Consider the following 17,648-nt stretch of genomic DNA (forward strand, 5'->3'; position numbering starts at 1 on the left):
AAAAAGAACGGTCGGATATTCAGGCACAAAGTTTTATGCTTAAATTAATCTAGCCTCACACACTTATGTTCTTAAAAAAGAACAAACTTAGGGTTCTAGTAATCTATATCGAATTATTGGAGGGGCATTATGGAAGAGAAACTTAATTTAAGAGACATTTATGGAATGATACGGAAGAATATAGTGATGATTATGATCATTTCAATTCTGTCTGTGGTGGCAAGTGGAGTAGTATCTATCTTTTTTATTACACCTGTTTACCAATCTTCAACGCAAATTTTAGTGAATCAAGCTGATTCAGAGAATCCGTTTGACATTAACAACGTTAAGACCAATTTAGAGCTTATCAATACGTTCAACGTTATTATTAAGAGTCCTATCATTTTGGAGACAGTGATCAGCGAAGAGAAGCTTGAAGCGAGCTATGAAGGGTTGTTTAGCAGGGTATCTGTTCATAACCAAGACGAATCTCAAGTCGTAGTGATCTCGGTAGAAAGTGAGAATCCAGCCGAAGCAGTACAGGTTGCAAATTCCATTGCTGCTGTTTTCCAAGAAAAAGTCGTTGATATCATGAAGATTGACAATATTAGTGTCCTTTCTCCAGCGAAACTGAAGGAAAATCCTAGTCCAGTTAAGCCCCAGCCAGTTCTTAATATGATTATTGCAGGACTTGCAGGCTTCTTTGTGAGCATAGGGATAGCATTTACGAGAGAGTATTTCGATACCTCGATTAAGTCAGAGGCAGATATTGAACAAAAGCTTAACCTTCCTTCACTTGGTTCTATTACTGTAATTAAAGATACGAAACATATTAAGGCGAACCACACTTCAAATATGAAAAGAAAGCAGATGGGGGGCAAAACAATTGAATCAAAACAGGCAAAAGTATGATAGACGTCAATCGCTTATCACTTACCTCGATCCAAAGTCTCCGATTTCAGAGCAATATCGTACCATTCGAACGAACATCCAATTCACTTGTATAAATGAGACAATCCAAACCTTTATGGTTACATCAGCAAGTGCTGGTGAAGGAAAAACAACAACAACTACCAATCTCGCAATCGTCATGGCACAGCAGAACAAAAAAGTATTGATTATTGATGGTGATACAAGAAAACCTTCCGTTCACTACTATTTCTTAAAGAATAATTATAAGGGATTGACGAACGTTTTAACTGGTCAACTTTCGCTTAGGTCAGCGATTATTACAACAGATATTCCTAATCTTGATATTTTAACAAGCGGACCAGTACCACCTAACCCCTCAGAGCTATTAGCATCTCCTCAAATGGAAGCACTTCTGAAAGAAGCCCGACATCACTATGACATCGTTGTAGTCGATACACCACCAGTGCTCGTTGTATCTGATGCTCAGATCTTAGCGAATCGTTGCCAAGGCTCAATTCTCGTTGTGAATTCAGGAAAAACGGATACAGAATCAGCGTTACAGGCGAAAGAAGCGATCGAACATGCGAGGTCAAAACTCCTCGGCGTCATATTAAATCGAAAGAAATTTCGCCGTAGCAAATCGCTCTATTATTATGGGACTAACTGATGACATTTTGTTCGTTATAAAGATTTTTATTGGGATGTATACTCGGTGTCGTTCTTTATAATGAATAACAAGTGTCCTTGAAGCAGCTATATCTGATTTTCTTATATAGATAAAACTTGTGAAGAAAGGGATGGTTGCATGAAGCTTGTACTCTTATCGGGAGGTTCTGGAAAACGACTATGGCCTCTATCGAATGAATCACGTTCTAAGCAGTTTTTAAAAGTGTTAAAGAATCAAGAAGGGCAATTAGAATCGATGGTACAAAGAGTATGGAAGCAACTTCAGTCAGTCAACTTAGAGGAATCAACGTATATCGCAACTAGCAAAAGCCAGGTGGATATGATTCAAAGTCAGCTAGGGGGTCAAGTACCATTAATTATTGAGCCTGATCGAAGAGATACTTTTCCGGCGATTGCCCTTGCTTCCACTTACCTTTATAGTATCGCAGGTGTAAGTCTGAATGAGGTTGTAGGCGTATTACCGGTTGATCCATATGTACATGATAACTTTTTCCAAAGAGTTCAAAAGCTAGAAAACGTTTTGACATCATCTAACGCTGAGCTTGCTTTACTAGGAGTGAACCCTACGTACCCATCTGAAAAGTATGGATACATCGTCCCAGATTTAAGTAAAGCGACCGTACCTTATTTTACTGTTAGTCATTTCAAAGAAAAGCCTTCAGCACAGCAAGCGGAAGCTTTACTAGAGCAAAAGGCTCTGTGGAATTGCGGAGTATTTGCATTCAAGCTTGAGTATATTATTTCGATGCTTGAAGAAAAGGGGCTGCCTATCCATTATGATGAGCTTTCAAAGCAGTACCATCGTCTCGTGAAAAATAGCTTTGACTATGAAGTGGTTGAAAAAGCGAAGCGTATCGTGGCTGTGCCATATAGTGGATCTTGGAAGGACCTTGGTACTTGGAATACGCTGACAGAAGAAATGTCTACTAAGCAATTAGGGTACGGAAGAATGTGTACATCCTCATCAAATACTCATATTATTAACGAACTCGATATTCCTGTCACAGTACTCGGCATCAAAGATGCCGTAGTAGCTGTAAGCCCTGATGGGATTTTAGTAACGGATAAACAGCAAAGCCCTAACGTCAAGCAGCTCATAAAAGGTTTGGGTCAGAGACCAAGATATGAAGAACAGAGCTGGGGTTCTTATCGAGTTCTAGATCATATGACATTCTCTGACGGTCAAGAGGTACTGACAAAGAGGTTGGGGATACGAGAGGGCAAAAATGTGAGTTACCAAAAGCACGAGAGACGTAGCGAAGTTTGGACGATTATTAAAGGGGAGGGACTATTTGCTTTTAACGATGAAATCAAGAAGGTACATGCTGGAGATGTACTTCAGATCCCCCTCGGATCAAGACACGGAATAAAAGCCCTATCTGATATGGAGGTTGTTGAGGTGCAGTTTGGACCTGGTCTTGTTGATGAGGATATGGAACAGATTTGTGTAACTTGGGAGGAAGTTGAAGAGCAATGTGTACCTGTTAAATAAAAGTTCACCTTTTTGTTCTTTAATAAGAACGAAGGGAGATCGTACGAAGAACAATTGATGGTGGAAAGGTGATTATATGTCAAAAACCAACTACGAAATCAATGAAAAAATTAAAAACCTACGGCAAGAGCCTGTTGCGTTATCACCTGGTTACCACACAACGAAAAGACTCATAGACATTATTTTTTCCTTATTCATGCTGTTTATTCTCTCACCATTACTAGCTTTGATCACTTGTTTCTATCTATTTGATCGGGGCCCCGTTTTCTTTAAACAAAAGCGATATGGAAAGAACGGGAAGATTTTTACCATCTATAAGTTCCGGTCTATGGTGTGGAATGCAGAAGAAGTACTAAAGGCAAATAGGACCCTCTACAGGAAGTATGTATCGAATAATTACAAGCTCGAACCAAACGAAGATCCGAGGATTACTAGATTAGGGCGGTTTCTAAGGCGTACGAGCATTGATGAACTTCCTCAGCTCATCAATGTGCTAAAGGGGGAGATGAGTCTTGTAGGACCTCGTCCAGTTGTAGAGGATGAGCTAGCTGAGTATGGAGAACGGAAGAAGCACTTTCTATCAGTGAAACCGGGGGTAACAGGATACTGGCAAATTAGCGGAAGAAGTGCAGTAGGATACCCTGATCGCGTGGATGTTGAGCTCTATTACGTCTATCATCAATCGATTTTGCTAGATTTAAAGATTCTTGTAAACACAGTTAGTGCAGTCATTAAGAAACGTGGAGCATATTAGCTTGAAAATTTGATGAATGAGGTGGAAACATGAAAGGAATAATTCTTGCAGGCGGAAAAGGAACGAGACTATTTCCATTGACAAAAGTGACGAACAAGCATTTACTGCCAGTTGGAAAGTATCCAATGATCTATCACTCGATCTACAAGCTGAAGGAAGCAGGTATTGAAGATATATTGATCGTCACAGGTAAGGATCATATGGGAGACGTTGTGAACCTTCTTGGAAGCGGTGCGACATTCGATGTTAACTTTACGTACCGTGTTCAAGATGAGGCAGGAGGCATTGCGGAAGCACTTGGCCTTGCAAAAACTTTCGTACATGATGAGTCGATGGTGGTCATTCTTGGTGACAATATTTTTGAGGATAATATTGCAAGCTACGTGAACAGCTACAAAAAACAAAGGCATGGTGCCAAAATCCTTATCAAAAGAGTTGAAGATCCAGAGCGCTTCGGGGTTCCTGAGCTGACTGGAAACTTGATAACCTCCATTGAAGAAAAGCCTGTAGCCCCTAAATCGAACTACGCTGTAACAGGTATATATATGTATGATTCAAGTGTTTTCGATATTATCGATACGCTAAAGCCTTCTAGGAGGGGAGAACTGGAAATAACAGACGTAAACAATGCATACATTGCAAGAGGATCGCTTACTTATAACACTCTTGACGGCTATTGGACTGATGCGGGTACACATTCTTCTCTTACGAAAGCAAATTCTCTTGTTCAAGATGTTGACTTCAGTCCGCTATTTGCTAGAGAAACAGCATTGATTAAATGATAGAAGTGAGGGTGTATCTTGAAGAAGAAGATGGTGATCATTGGAGCTGGCGGTCAGGTGGGGAGAGAGTTTGTCCGAATTTTAAAGAATGCGCCATATAAAGTGATTGCGCTAACGAGAAGTGAGTTAGACATTACGAATTACAAGAATATGAAGGGTCTAATGGAAGAAATCAATCCGGATATTATCGTTAACTGTGCTGCCATAACGAATGTAGATGGAGCTGAAAGCAACCCTGAACTTGCTTATGAAGTGAATGCATATGCTGTTAAAAACCTAGCTGAAGTGATTAAAGATAGTGGGGCAGTACTCGTACAGCTCAGTACAAATTACGTGTTTAATGGAGAAGATAGAGAACCGTATAAGGAGTTCGATGATACGAACCCAATCAACGTATATGGTAAAACAAAGCTAGTAGCAGAACAATACATCAAAGATATCTTAACAAACTACTATATCGTCCGAACATCATGGGTCTTTAGCGAGCATCAACAAAATTTTGTCACGCGATTCCTTGAGAATGCCAGGGGCAACGAGCAAGTGAGCGTTATTGATAATCAGATCAGCTGCCCAACTTATTCTTACGACCTAGTGACCACGATCGTGGAGCTTATTAAATCTGGTCGTTATGGAACCTACCATGTAACGAATACTGGGTTTTGTACAAGGTATGAGTTAGCTGAAGAAATCCTGGCAATTGCTGATGTTAATTCGGAGATCATTAGGGGTGAACCAACACAGCAAATCGCTAGCAGACCAAGGTACAGCGTTCTCGGTCAAACAGAATTGATTAGAGCAGGTATCGGACCGCTGCGAGATTGGAGAAAAGCCCTTCATTCTGGTATATCTGCTAAAAAAGTGAGGAGTTAATCATGCATATCAAAAGTAGTCCAACCGTAGCGATTATTCTAATAAACTGGAATAGTTATGAAGACACGTATGAATGCCTCCTCTCACTCGATGAGGTCAGATACGATGCTTTTCACGTATACGTGGTTGATAACCATTCCCAGGATGGGTCATACGAGCAACTGGAGAGCTTCATCGAATCGGGGCAACTGAACATTGATGTTACGCTCCTACAGTCAGGAGCCAATCTAGGTTTTTCGGGTGGCAACAATGTTGGTATGAAGAAAGCCTACGATGATGGATACAACTATATCTGGCTATTAAATAATGATACAACCGTAGAACCTGATGTACTTACTCCGCTCGTGAACGAAATGGAAGCTGATGAGAGTGTTGGAATCGTTGGCTCCAAAATTTACTTTGCTGGTACAAACCTTCTCTGGTTTGCAGGCGGGCAGTTGAACCGTTATGCAGGTTCGACCCATAACATTGGATATAAGCAGAAAGATGAAGGGCAATACGACAAGAAAAAGGAAGTCAAATTCATCGTAGGTTGTAGTCTTATGATCCGTCGCGAGATCCTCGAAAGCGTTGGCTATCTTGATGAAGATTATTTCCTCTACTACGAAGATACAGATTGGAACATACGAGCAGCGAGTAAAGGATGGAAGATTCTTTTTGTTCCTGAATCAATCGTTCACCATAAAGTATCCAGTTCTACACAGTCTAAAAGTGTTGCTCCGTTTTTTGCATATTATAACGTACGAAATTCGTACTTAATGATTCGGAAAACGCAAAAGAGAATCGTGATCATAACTGCCTTTTTAAATATGGGTTGGAAGGTGATCAAGCATCATCTTCGCATCTTTGTAAAGAACCAGGATAGCAAGCGAATACGGAGCTCACTCATCTTTAGAGGAGCTTTAGACGCTCTAAGATTAAAATCAGGAAGATTTCAGTAATGGAATACTGGAGGACAGCTGGATAGGAGGGGGCAGGGGCTTATGAAAAAGTGGGGGATAGTTTCCACAATCCTGATACTTCTTGTGGTGTTAACCGTCATGTTAATACCAAAAGAAGAACCCGGACAGTTAACCTCTTCAGTAGCACTTGGTGCGAAAGAAGAAGTTAACGAGGTGAGTATGATCAATGTGATGGATTACGGTGCTACTGGTGACGGAAAAACGGATGATACGGCTGCAATCAAGAAAGCATTGGAAGAAAGCCACTATCTCTTCTTTCCAGCAGGAACGTATGTTATATCAGAGGCCTTAGAAATTTCTCAGAAAAAAATTCACGGCGTCGGTATGACGCACTCCACCATCCTTAGTAAGGCAAATGCTCCAATTTTTATCATGAAGGGAGCGAATAACGATATACGAGATCTCGCTCTTCAGTATGAAGGGTGGAACCAGGATGAGCATAAGAACCGAAACGCAATTGAATTTCAAGAAAGAGTCGCGCATTCCGTATTTGAAAACCTTAGGTTGATCTCGGTCTATCGTGGCTTTCATATTAAGGAATCAGAGGACGAAGTATTTAACGCTTTCTCAGTGAACATGAGAAATATTTACGTGTATAACTACGCGAAAAACGCCATCCATTTTGTACCTTCCAGCGGAGGTCTTTCTGGAAACGTAATAGAGAATTTCTACACCCATAATGGTCTCCGTGATAATAGGTATGAAGAAGAAGTCATTCCGTTTGTTTTTCAAAATACAGGGGAACTGACTTTGATTCAAGTGAACGCGGAATGGTCGAATATTACGTCTGCGTTTAAATTTCGAACATGCCGGAACGTCGTGATGATTAGTCCCCACATTGAAGGAACCGATCTTTACCAGGAAGGATCCGCTTTCTATGACATCAATAACTCAAACGTAAAAATCATGGGCAATCGCATGATTAACAATCAGGTGCACGACAGTGCTTCTATCTACAAAGTATATGGGAATGCAAGCCTTTCGGTTGATGGCTATCACGGAGTACGAACGAAAAATGTAGGTGATGGAGATACATCGATCTTTCAAACGGTGTCAGGCGAGGAAAACACAATCGACGTTTCTCGATTCGATGGGGATGTAACAGAGTCTGGTATCGTAGGACAGCTAAATGCTGATGGTTCTCCAGTGCTAAAGAAATTCAACGATGATAACTATCATCAGAAGCTAGGGGTTCACCAAGGATCAGAGCTTCCGCCACCGTCTAAAGAGCTAAGAGGAACGATGTATCTCATTGAGAGGGGAGATCAGGACGAGCTTTACATTCTTATGAACAAAGGCAGCTCTTATGAGTGGGTAAGGATTGAGTAGGAACAGAGAATAGGCTGTCACCGCGACAGTCTATTTTTTATCAAAATGAAATACAAACTTTTCTGTTTTATTTTCCATAGGGTCTTTCCATATGTAGGAGATATGGTTATAATGAATCATATAGTTCTCTAAAAAGAACAAGTTGTTCTATCGAGAGTTCTTTTGCTCATTGACTAAACGAGTAAGGAGAGAAATATGGATGAACATAAGACGTTAACGGTTGAAAGGTTTTTAATTCTTCTATTATTAATAACGCTCATCTTCGGTATGAGACTTGCCTTAACCGTAGGAGCCATGAAAATCCCTCTAATTTTTTGCATGGGACTTCCGATCATCTTGATCTTATTTTTCTACAATCGGTTAATTATTGATCCGAAGAAATTCATTCTCATCGTCATCTCGCTCGTGTTCATTTTGATCTCAAGTCTCTGGGCTATGTTCGCTGGCAATGATTTTAGTTTCACTTCCTTATTCTACTTATTAGCATTCTACTTACCTATCATCTTCATTTACAAAGACAACAGCAGCTTTACCTTTCTTTTATCAAGCTACCAGTTTTGCATCATGATCATCGCTGTCATCGGTATCGTTCAGTTTATGCTACAGGTAGTCGGATTCCAATTTCTCGATCCGCTCGAATACGTTCCACCTCAATTCATGATGGAGAACTATAATACGCATAACCCGTTGTACTATGGTGCGAGAATCATTAAATCGAATGGAATCTTTTTGTTAGAGCCTTCTTTTTATTCTAAGTTCATCGCGACGGCGATCGTCATTGAATTTCTCGTGTTCAAACGGATGAAAATCATCTTTCTGTTTATAGTCGGATACTTGTTCAGCTTCTCTGGGACAGGATTGATCATCCTGCTCGTCGCTGCAATCCCAATCATTCGTTTATTAGGAATAAAGAAGGTGATTTTTCTAGCTGTTCTTGCCCTTGTACCTGTTTACTTCTTTTTTGAAAGTGGCTATGGCGCCATTATGACGGATCGAACGGCGGAATTTACTAGTCCAACGAGCTCAGCTTACATCCGGTTCGTAGCACCATATCTGGCCTACTTCGAATTTTTGAAAATAAGCCCACTTCAAAATATATTGCTTGGTAACGGTCCAGGAACACTTGATACGTTCAGTGGCATCTTATACTCCTTTAGTGAAGATTCAGGGCTGTGGCATGCGCATGAGAATGCCTATATAAAACTGTTGATCGAGTATGGTCTCCTAGCAGGCATCCCATTTAGTATCTTAATTATTTACTCGTTCTTCTATAACAATATGTACAGAATTTTATCGGTTGTTCTCTTTGTGAACTATTCAATCTTAACGGGTGCATTGCTTCAAGCTCACACCTTTTACTTATGTTTAATACTTGGGATTTTGTTTGTAAAAGAACCTGAGAAAAAGAAGGTAGACCAAGCTGCCTCTACAAAGGCAAGCCAGGTTGTCTATCCACTGGCACAATACAGCAAGCATCAGAACAGCCCGATAAGACAATGATGGGAAACTCGTAGAGAAGATAGTATGGAACTGGACTGAAAGCGGTGATGATGCTTATGGCAACGAATTCTTTTTCTCGAATCCTATTTCAAAAGCTGATGTCAGGAGGGTTCTGGGCATTTATCGGGAAAGTATCGACCGCCTTTTTCACGATTGGGATCAATGCGATTCTTGCTCGGATGCTAACCCCAGCTGAGCTCGGCGTTTACTTTCTCGCATTCAATGTTGTGATGCTAGGGAGTACGATCGGAACGCTAGGGTTAAACCAGACAGTTGTTCGTTATATCGCAAGCAGTCTCGGACAGAAAAAAGTAGGCAACATCTTTTACATTCTACGACTCTCGTTCTTACTCGCATTAGGAAGCTCCATCTTCATAGCCGTTTTCTATTACATGACAGGCGGTTGGATCGCAAGAAGTGTCTTTCATTCAGGGGAGCTCGCAGCTCTTTCCCTATTCGTTGGGCTTTGGATTACAGTGAACATTTTTCAGAGATTAATAGCAGAGTCGTTTCGAGGTTTTCAGGACATTCGCTTTGCCGCTCTCTTCGGAGGATTCATGTCTAGCGTAATCTTTATATCCTGTCTGCTCCTCGTCTCGAAGTACAGCCTGATTGCGATCAATCTTTCATCGACGATTATGCTTATGATTGTAGCACTTCTTGTCAGTTGCTTAACTGGAACGCTCTTCTTAGGAAAGCAGCTTCGAAAGATTAAGCGACAGTTTTCTGAAGGTGGCGATTACAAGCGCTCGCTTACTTCAAAGACCATACTCTACACGACGACGCCGTTACTAATCGTCAATATCAGCTTGTTCGTTCTCAATCAATCAGACCTTTGGATTATCGGTGCTGTTAGAGGCCAAGAAGCTGTTGCAATCTACGGGGCAGCGGCAAAGCTTGTTGCAATCATAGGGATGCCGCTCATTATTTTCAACGCCGTTGTACCCCCGATGATCGCGGAGAAACATGCGCAGGGTAAATTGAAACAGCTTGAAAGCATGTTGAGGCTTGGAGCAACAGGAGCAGGGTTTCCAGCCCTTATGATCCTGCTAGCATTCATCCTTTTTGGGTCTTCCCTCCTCGGTATCGTGTTTGGAAATTACTACAGCAGCGGCTGGATTATTCTTGTTATCCTCGGCATTAAGCAGCTGATTATCGTTTGGAATGGTGCGAGCGGGACGATTCTGGTCATGACGGGACGCCAGAATATGCTAATGATCATCACGATTCTATCTGGTGCTCTCTCAATCATAATGGGGATAACACTAGGGAAGTTATACGGCGGAGCAGGCGTCGCGACCGGCTATTTGATTGCGAATGCACTCGCACAGTGGCTCATGTGGTTCATTGTCAGAAGGGTTCACTCAATTCGTGCGGATGTTGATCTAGTTGGAGCCGTTGTGAAAATGAAAGGCTTGTACACGACTCATCTCAATAAAAAGGTATCTTAGGAGGGAAGGAATTCATGAAAAACGTTGTTTATCGAAAGTCTAAAAAGTTGATCAATCGCGTTCCAAGGAGGATCAACGGTCTGCAGGCGAAGGAGGAAGATTATCAACTTTGTCCGCCGATTCTAGCAAATTCATTTCCTAAAAGTGGTACCCACCTCTTGACCCAGATTTTGAGTGCGATTCCAGGATACCAGAATTACGGCGCATTCATCGCAACGACGCCTACAATTCCTTTTCAAGAGAGAGAGCCATCTTTCCTTAAGCGTATGCTCTCTCAAAGCATTCCTTCAGAACTTGTATCGGCTCATCTTTACTACAACGAAGAATATCACTCGATCATAGAGGAAAAAAACATTGTTCATTATTTCATCTACAGAGATCCTCGAGACGTTGTTGTATCTGAATCTCATTACTTAACACATATGAACAGGTGGCACCGACTTCACAAGTATTTTAAAGCCCTGCCAACCGATGAAGACCGAATCTCATTTTCCATCCTTGGTGCAAAAGAGAATTTCCCGTATCCTTACCCAAACATTCAAAAGCGTTTTGCGCGCTATCAGGAATGGATTCTTCATGAAAACGTCTTTCCGGTTAGGTTTGAAGATTTAATTTCAGAGAAACGAGAAGACATAATCCGTGAGATGATGCGCTTCTACATGAGCAAGACATCACTTCAATATTACGAGGATGAGCTGGTCCAAAGTGCCATTGAGAATATTTCGCCTGAAAAATCTCATACGTTTCGAAGTGGAAAAGCAGGGGGGTGGAAAAACATATTCACCGATCAACATAAGAGGGAAATGAAGCATGTGGCAGGGGAGCTACTGGTTGAGCTAGGCTATGAACAGAATAGCGACTGGTAAGAGAGTGGCTTTTCTTGTTCTTAATAAAGAATGATAACTAGTTATTAGGAGGACGACAAAATGGCTATTACAAGAGAAAAAGTAGAACCGTTCACGAGTATTCCTCATGGAGGGGTGCTGATTGATCGAATCGCTACCGACGAAAGAAAGAGCGAACTCCTTGAATTAGCGAGAGGTATGAATGCACTCGTACTTTCAGAGTGGAGCTTATCAGACCTCGAACTTATCGCAATCGGTGGGTTTAGCCCTTTGAACGGCTTCATGAATCAGAAAGATTATGCAGGTGTTGTTGAAAGCATGCGGCTATCAAACGGATTGATCTGGAGTATTCCGATTACGCTTCCCGTGACAAAAGAAGAAGCAGAGAAATTTGAAGTAGGTGAAGACATTGCGCTAAAAGGAGACGACGGAGTGATTTATGGCACGCTGCAACTGCAGGAAGCCTACACGTATGATAAAAACCGGGAAGCAGAATATGTCTATGGAACAACAGATGGTAACCATCCTGGAGTTAAGAAAATTTATGAAAAGGGTGACGTGTATTTTGCAGGTCCAATCACGCTTCTTCAACGTCCAAACACCAATAAATTCGAGAAATATTACAGCGATCCTATGGATACGCGAGCGATGTTCGCTGACCTCGGCTGGAAAACGGTTGTCGGGTTTCAAACACGTAATCCCGTTCATCGTGCGCATGAGTATATCCAGAAGTGCGCCTTGGAAATTGTCGACGGGCTTCTTTTAAATCCACTTGTTGGGGAAACGAAAAGCGATGATATTTCTGCCGAGATTCGGATGGAAAGCTATGAAGTCATTCTGAAGCATTACTTTCCGACGGAACGCACAAGACTCGTTATCTACCCAGCAGCGATGAGATATGCCGGGCCACGTGAGGCGATCTTGCACGCCGTCGTACGTAAGAACTACGGATGTACACACTTTATCGTGGGACGAGATCATGCCGGAGTTGGTGATTATTATGGAACATACGATGCACAAGAGATCTTCAACCAATTTAGCAAAGAAGAGCTCGGCATTGAAATCTTGAAATTTGAGCACGCATTCTATTGTAAGAAAACGAAAACGATGGCAACCGCGAAAACGTCACCTGCAGGCCCTGAGGATCGCCTCCATTTGAGTGGCACAAAGGTAAGAGAAATGCTTCGAAACGGCGTCGTTCCTCCGGCTGAATTCACAAGACCTGAAGTTGCGGCGGTATTGATCAAAGGGATGAAAGAATAGCTGCAGATGTCCTAAATGATCCATGAAGGAGGTGACAGCAATGACGTTTGAGATGATGTTTGTACTGCTGATCCTTGGCGTAATGATGCTAGGTCTGATCCTAGAAGTAGCAAGACCGGACATGGTCGTTTTCGTTGCATTAACGATCTTTCTTCTTACAGGGGTGCTGACTCCAGAGGAAGCGTTGATGGGCTTCTCGAATCAGGGAATGTTGACGATCGCACTATTATTCATCATTGCGGGTGCTGTACAGAAGTCCGGACTCGTCCAACAATCAACGAACGCGCTATTAGGAAGCGGGAAGTCCGGACAAGTGACGATGCTTCGAATGCTTTTTCCTGTCTCTGGATTCTCAGCTTTCCTTAACAATACGCCGATCGTCATCACGTTCACACCGATCATTAGAAAATGGTGCGCTGACAGAGGAATATCTCCATCGAAATTTCTCATCCCGCTCTCATATGCAACCATTCTCGGCGGCATGCTGACACTGATGGGGACGTCAACGAACCTCGTTGTTCATGGACTCATGTTGGACTTTGGGATGGAAGGCTTCTCAATCTTTCAGCTTGCCATCGTCGGTGTTCCAGCTGTTATTCTAGGTATTCTCTATATCGTAACCATTGGATATCGAATCCTTCCAAATCACAAGGTACTAACGGAAACCGTTCAAACTCAGGCAAGAGAGTACTTATCAGAGATGGTCGTTGAACCAAACTACCCTTATATCGATGAAACGATTCAGAACGCAGGGTTAAGGAGCTTAAAGGGGCTTTATCTTATCGAGATTATAAGGGGAAACGAAAGGATTTCTTCAGTCAAGTCCAATACGAGGATAAAAAGCGGAGATCGTCTTATCTTTACGGGGTTGATCTCTACGATCGCTGAGCTACAGCAGATGAAGGGTTTGAAGCTTGAAACAGAGTCAGGGTTAAATCTTGATACATTAAAGAACGGAAATACGCAGCTCGTCGAAGCAGTTGTCTCGCACCAGTCAGCGCTCCTCTATAAAAAAATACGTAATACAGAATTTAGAGGTCGGTACGATGCGGGAGTTATTGCAGTTCATAGAAACAGTGAGCGTGTTAATTCGAAGGTAGGAGATATAACATTAAAAGCTGGTGATACGCTGCTCCTCCTCTGTGGGCCCGATTTTCAAAAGAGAACATCCGTCACAAACGATTTTTACGTTGTCACGCCGCTGAATTCACCTCATCTATTTGAAAGTAAAACAAAAGGATGGGTGACGCTTGCTGCGATGCTAATTGGGATTTTACTTGTTACATTCAATGTTTTGACGATGTTCAAAGCGATGTGTCTAGTTGTCGTAACGCTCCTTTTCACCAGAATTATCTCGCCAGAGGAAGCAAAACATTCGATACAATTTAACGTTTTGCTTCTGATCGCCGCTGCATTTGGTATTGGAATGGCGATTGTGAAAAGCGGGACAGCCGAAATGGTTGCAGAAGGCATCGTATCGATCGGTCAACCTTTTGGTCTCCTTGCTGTACTCATCCTTCTCTATATCGTGACCAATATCTTCACAGAAATCATTACGAATAGCGCAGCAGCCGTTATGATGTTTCCGATTGCGATGGAGGTAGCTCTTCAGATGGATGTTTCTTCGATTGCACTCGCTGTTCTCGTGACGATCGCTTCATCTGCAAGCTTCATTACTCCAATCGGATACCAGACGAACCTCATCGTCTACGGTCCAGGAGGGTATAGGTTTCTAGACTACTTCAAAGTTGGTTTCCCTCTTAGCCTCATCGTCATGGTCATCACGATTACAATGATTCACGTCGTTTGGATTCTATAATAAAAGGAGGTAAAAAAAGTATGAAAGCAACAAATGTGGTGTGGCATCAAGCAGAGGTGAAGAAGGAAGATCGGCAAAAACTGAATGAGCACCGAAGCGCAGTCCTCTGGTTTACTGGATATTCTGGTGCAGGAAAATCAACGGTAGCGGTAGCTCTTGAGCAGGAGCTTCATAAGAGAGGGGTTCGAACGTATATACTTGATGGTGATAACGTTCGTCATGGGTTAAACAAGAATCTCGGATTCTCCTCAGAAGATCGTAAAGAAAACATTAGACGCATTGGTGAAGTGTCCAAGCTCCTCGTTGACGCAGGGGTATTGACCCTTTCTGCATTTATTTCTCCATTCCGTGAAGATCGTGCTCAGGTGAGAGAGCTTCTAGAGAAGAAGGAGTTCGTTGAAGTATATGTGAAGTGTGATCTTACTGAATGTGAACGACGTGATCCAAAGGGATTGTATAGAAAAGCAAGAAGTGGTGAAATCAAAGAATTTACGGGGATAGATTCTCCTTATGAGCCTCCTGTAAATCCAGAGATTACAATTGAAACGGATCAACTCTCACTGGAAGAATCTTTGAAGAAAATTGTAGATTATTTAGAGGAAAACCACCTTTTAACGAGAAGTACTTTATAAAGAACGATTCGTTCTAAATGGTGTGCGCTTTGTTTCCATAGTTATGGTTTCCGTGTTCTTTAAAATTCTGCCTAAGCATCTTACATCCGCATGTTCGTTATAAAGCACGTAAGGTTTGCCTTCCCTATTAAACTATCAGAAAGCAGGTGAGATCATTGAGGGTGCTTGTTCATGATTATGCAGGTCATCCGTTTCAAATTCAACTAAGTCGAGAGTTAGCCAACAGGGGTCACCATGTCACCCATTGCTATTCGCAGTCGACGCTTACACCTCAAGGCTCACTTCAAAGAGAAGATGATGATGCGGAGAATCTACAGATTAAAGGAATCAAATTGACTAGCGTCATCAAAAAGAATTCCTACTTCAAACGTGTGCTTCAAGAAAGGGAGTACGGAAAGCTTCTGGCTAGAGAAATCAAGCTTTTCGGTCCTGATGTCGTGATTTCAGGGAACACTCCGCTTGAAGCACAGAAAATCATTCAAAAAACGTGTAGAGAAAATAGAAGCCGTTTTGTTTTTTGGGTACAGGACTTCTACGGCATAGCCGTAGACCGCCTCCTTCGTGGGAAATTACCCGTCATAGGAGGTTGGGCTGGTAGTTATTATATGAAACTTGAGGAGCGTCTTCTTCACGAAAGTGATGAAATCGTCTTGATCACTCAGGATTTTCGAGCCCACCTTGCAAAAGCCAAAATACCAAGTGGGAAAATTCATGTCATCGAAAACTGGGCCCCTCTTGAAGAGGTTCCGTTAGCACCAAAAGAAAACAAATGGTCGAAGGATCATGGTTTAGAAGATAAAACGTGTCTCGTTTACTCTGGAACGCTTGGCATGAAACATAACCCCAACCTCTTACTAGAGTTAGCCTTACAATTTCGCAAGATGAGTCACATTAGAGTTGTTGTCATTTCTGAAGGACAAGGCGCCGAGTGGCTGAAGAAAAAGAAGGACGAGCTCGGACTGGATAATTTGATCTTAAAAAGCTTTCAACCCTTTAAAGATGTTCCATTCGTTCTTGGTTCAGCGGATGTACTCATTGCTATTCTTGAACCAGATGCAGGGACGTTCTCAGTTCCTTCAAAGGTATTAACGTACCACTGTGCTGGAAAGGCTCTTTTGCTTTCTGTCCCTGAGGAAAATTTATCAGCAAGGATTGTAAATGACGTACAGAGCGGCCTCGTTGCAGCACCAGGTGATCTAGAAGCCTTTAAACGAGCTGCGAATCAGCTCGTCATGAATGAACTGTTTAGAAGAAGAATGGGTGTTAATGCTCGGAATTATGCAGAAGAGCATTTTGATATAACGAGCATCACCAATAAGTTTGAGCGCGTTTTACAAAATAAAACAGCTATACCCAAGGAGGAGACACTATGAAAAAGAGAGTATTGGTAACTGGAGCTGGAGGGTTTATTGGGCATCATCTAGTAAAATTCTTAGTTAACAAAGGATACTGGGTGCGTGGAGTTGATTGTAAGGAACCAGAATATGAAGCAACGGCTGCAGATGAGTTTGAAGTGCTTGACCTGCGCCGCTACGATAACTGTTTGATCGCAACGAGAAACGTTGAGGAAGTGTATCACCTTGCAGCGGATATGGGCGGCATCGGATACATCACAGCGTATCATGCTGACATCGCTCGTAACGATACGATGATTAACATTCATATGATCGAAGCATCTCGATTGAACGGCGTTGAGCGATTCCTATTCTCGTCATCTGCCTGTATCTATCCACAGCATCTTCAAAAGAATGCTGATGTTACACCACTTAAAGAAGAAGATGCATATCCAGCAGATGCTGAAGAAGGATACGGCTGGGAGAAGCTCTTCATGGAAAAGATGTGTCAGTACTATAACGAAGACTACGGCATGGAAACCCGCGCTGTTCGCTTCCATAACGTCTATGGACCGCTCGGTACATATGACGGTGGAAAAGAAAAAGCACCTGCAGCGATCTCCCGTAAGATCGCTCTTGCTGAAGATGGTGGTGAAATTGAAGTTTGGGGAGACGGTGAACAGACGAGGTCCTTTATGCACGTCGATGACTGTGTAGAAGGAATCTACCGTATCATGCAGTCCCATTACACGAAGCCATTGAACCTTGGGCGAGATGAGATGGTGACGATCAACGAGCTTGTTGACATCGTTGCAGAAGTAGCTGGTAAGACGATTAAAAAGAACCATGATCTTACGAAGCCTCAGGGAGTTCGTGGACGTAATAGTGATAACTCCAAGCTTCGAGAAGTTCTAAATTGGGAGCCGAAGCTTTCCGTTCGAGAAGGTCTTAGGAAGGACACGTACAAATGGATTGAATCAGAGCTTATGAAGGCGGGGCGGATTCAAGATCCTGTAAAGCCTTAGGATAATCGAGCT

At 42.3% G+C, this 17,648-nt stretch carries 16 protein-coding genes; all 16 read left to right on the plus strand.

The genetic code is table 11. The annotated features are described in order from the left end of the window. Positions 1 to 129: 129 nt before the first annotated feature. The 16 genes from ACXADT_RS05315 (at position 130) to ACXADT_RS05390 (ending at position 17,636) form a co-directional block, all read left to right on the plus strand. Positions 130 to 891, plus strand: coding sequence for a YveK family protein (locus ACXADT_RS05315; protein WP_474833485.1), 762 nt, complete (start codon positions 130 to 132; stop codon positions 889 to 891). Next, a complete protein-coding gene (locus ACXADT_RS05320; RefSeq protein ID WP_474833487.1) occupies positions 866 to 1,558 on the plus strand; it encodes a CpsD/CapB family tyrosine-protein kinase in 693 nt (230 codons plus the stop codon). The genes ACXADT_RS05315 and ACXADT_RS05320 overlap by 26 nt, the downstream gene beginning before the upstream one ends. 138 nt (positions 1,559 to 1,696) lie before the next feature. Then, positions 1,697 to 3,070, plus strand: coding sequence for a sugar phosphate nucleotidyltransferase (locus tag ACXADT_RS05325; RefSeq protein ID WP_474833488.1), 1,374 nt, complete (start codon positions 1,697 to 1,699; stop codon positions 3,068 to 3,070). A gap of 76 nt (positions 3,071 to 3,146) precedes the next feature. Then, complete coding sequence (locus ACXADT_RS05330) at positions 3,147 to 3,824, plus strand: sugar transferase (protein WP_474833489.1); 678 nt, start codon at positions 3,147 to 3,149, stop codon at positions 3,822 to 3,824. A gap of 29 nt (positions 3,825 to 3,853) precedes the next feature. Next, on the plus strand, positions 3,854 to 4,606 hold the full coding sequence (locus ACXADT_RS05335; protein ID WP_474833491.1) for a sugar phosphate nucleotidyltransferase: 753 nt from the start codon (positions 3,854 to 3,856) through the stop codon (positions 4,604 to 4,606). Positions 4,607 to 4,624: 18 nt separating this feature from the next. Then, the gene (gene rfbD / locus ACXADT_RS05340) at positions 4,625 to 5,476 is read left to right on the plus strand and encodes a dTDP-4-dehydrorhamnose reductase (protein WP_474833492.1); all 852 of its coding nucleotides are present in this window, start codon (positions 4,625 to 4,627) and stop codon (positions 5,474 to 5,476) included. Positions 5,477 to 5,478: 2 nt separating this feature from the next. Further along, complete coding sequence (locus tag ACXADT_RS05345) at positions 5,479 to 6,417, plus strand: glycosyltransferase family 2 protein (protein ID WP_474833494.1); 939 nt, start codon at positions 5,479 to 5,481, stop codon at positions 6,415 to 6,417. A gap of 42 nt (positions 6,418 to 6,459) precedes the next feature. Next, positions 6,460 to 7,767, plus strand: coding sequence for a glycosyl hydrolase family 28-related protein (locus ACXADT_RS05350; protein ID WP_474833496.1), 1,308 nt, complete (start codon positions 6,460 to 6,462; stop codon positions 7,765 to 7,767). 195 nt (positions 7,768 to 7,962) lie between these two features. Next, positions 7,963 to 9,267: a hypothetical protein gene (locus tag ACXADT_RS05355; RefSeq protein WP_474833497.1), complete on the plus strand. Its 1,305-nt coding sequence runs from the start codon at positions 7,963 to 7,965 to the stop codon at positions 9,265 to 9,267. A 56-nt stretch (positions 9,268 to 9,323) separates the two neighbouring features. Further along, entirely contained in the window at positions 9,324 to 10,718 is a 1,395-nt protein-coding gene (locus ACXADT_RS05360) for an oligosaccharide flippase family protein (protein WP_474833499.1), read from the plus strand. Positions 10,719 to 10,732: 14 nt separating this feature from the next. Next, positions 10,733 to 11,584 (plus strand): sulfotransferase domain-containing protein, encoded by an 852-nt coding sequence (locus ACXADT_RS05365; RefSeq protein ID WP_474833501.1) that lies wholly within the window; start codon positions 10,733 to 10,735, stop codon positions 11,582 to 11,584. 60 nt (positions 11,585 to 11,644) lie between these two features. Continuing rightward, positions 11,645 to 12,826, plus strand: a complete 1,182-nt coding sequence (sat, locus tag ACXADT_RS05370) for a sulfate adenylyltransferase (RefSeq protein ID WP_474833503.1) — start codon at positions 11,645 to 11,647, stop codon at positions 12,824 to 12,826. Positions 12,827 to 12,866: 40 nt separating this feature from the next. Next, positions 12,867 to 14,645, plus strand: a complete 1,779-nt coding sequence (locus ACXADT_RS05375) for an SLC13 family permease (RefSeq protein WP_474833505.1) — start codon at positions 12,867 to 12,869, stop codon at positions 14,643 to 14,645. 20 nt (positions 14,646 to 14,665) lie between these two features. Continuing rightward, positions 14,666 to 15,277: an adenylyl-sulfate kinase gene (gene cysC / locus ACXADT_RS05380; protein WP_474833507.1), complete on the plus strand. Its 612-nt coding sequence runs from the start codon at positions 14,666 to 14,668 to the stop codon at positions 15,275 to 15,277. A gap of 161 nt (positions 15,278 to 15,438) precedes the next feature. After that, complete coding sequence (locus tag ACXADT_RS05385) at positions 15,439 to 16,650, plus strand: glycosyltransferase family 4 protein (protein WP_474834650.1); 1,212 nt, start codon at positions 15,439 to 15,441, stop codon at positions 16,648 to 16,650. Further along, the gene (locus tag ACXADT_RS05390) at positions 16,647 to 17,636 is read left to right on the plus strand and encodes an NAD-dependent epimerase/dehydratase family protein (protein WP_474833509.1); all 990 of its coding nucleotides are present in this window, start codon (positions 16,647 to 16,649) and stop codon (positions 17,634 to 17,636) included. The genes ACXADT_RS05385 and ACXADT_RS05390 overlap by 4 nt, the downstream gene beginning before the upstream one ends. Positions 17,637 to 17,648 lie beyond the last annotated feature (12 nt).

The sequence above is a fragment of the Anaerobacillus sp. ABR4_321 genome, assembly GCF_056158505.1.

Excerpts from the sequence above, each read along its gene's own strand:
- ACXADT_RS05315 (WP_474833485.1), top strand. The coding sequence starts at position 130 with ATGGAAGAGAAACTTAATTTAAGAGACATTTATGGAATGATACGGAAG.
- ACXADT_RS05325 (WP_474833488.1), top strand. The coding sequence starts at position 1,697 with ATGAAGCTTGTACTCTTATCGGGAGGTTCTGGAAAACGACTATGGCCT.
- ACXADT_RS05330 (WP_474833489.1), top strand. The coding sequence starts at position 3,147 with ATGTCAAAAACCAACTACGAAATCAATGAAAAAATTAAAAACCTACGG.
- ACXADT_RS05335 (WP_474833491.1), top strand. The coding sequence starts at position 3,854 with ATGAAAGGAATAATTCTTGCAGGCGGAAAAGGAACGAGACTATTTCCA.
- ACXADT_RS05345 (WP_474833494.1), top strand. The coding sequence starts at position 5,479 with ATGCATATCAAAAGTAGTCCAACCGTAGCGATTATTCTAATAAACTGG.
- ACXADT_RS05350 (WP_474833496.1), top strand. The coding sequence starts at position 6,460 with ATGAAAAAGTGGGGGATAGTTTCCACAATCCTGATACTTCTTGTGGTG.
- ACXADT_RS05355 (WP_474833497.1), top strand. The coding sequence starts at position 7,963 with ATGGATGAACATAAGACGTTAACGGTTGAAAGGTTTTTAATTCTTCTA.
- ACXADT_RS05360 (WP_474833499.1), top strand. The coding sequence starts at position 9,324 with ATGGCAACGAATTCTTTTTCTCGAATCCTATTTCAAAAGCTGATGTCA.
- ACXADT_RS05365 (WP_474833501.1), top strand. The coding sequence starts at position 10,733 with ATGAAAAACGTTGTTTATCGAAAGTCTAAAAAGTTGATCAATCGCGTT.
- sat (WP_474833503.1), top strand. The coding sequence starts at position 11,645 with ATGGCTATTACAAGAGAAAAAGTAGAACCGTTCACGAGTATTCCTCAT.
- ACXADT_RS05375 (WP_474833505.1), top strand. The coding sequence starts at position 12,867 with ATGACGTTTGAGATGATGTTTGTACTGCTGATCCTTGGCGTAATGATG.
- cysC (WP_474833507.1), top strand. The coding sequence starts at position 14,666 with ATGAAAGCAACAAATGTGGTGTGGCATCAAGCAGAGGTGAAGAAGGAA.
- ACXADT_RS05390 (WP_474833509.1), top strand. The coding sequence starts at position 16,647 with ATGAAAAAGAGAGTATTGGTAACTGGAGCTGGAGGGTTTATTGGGCAT.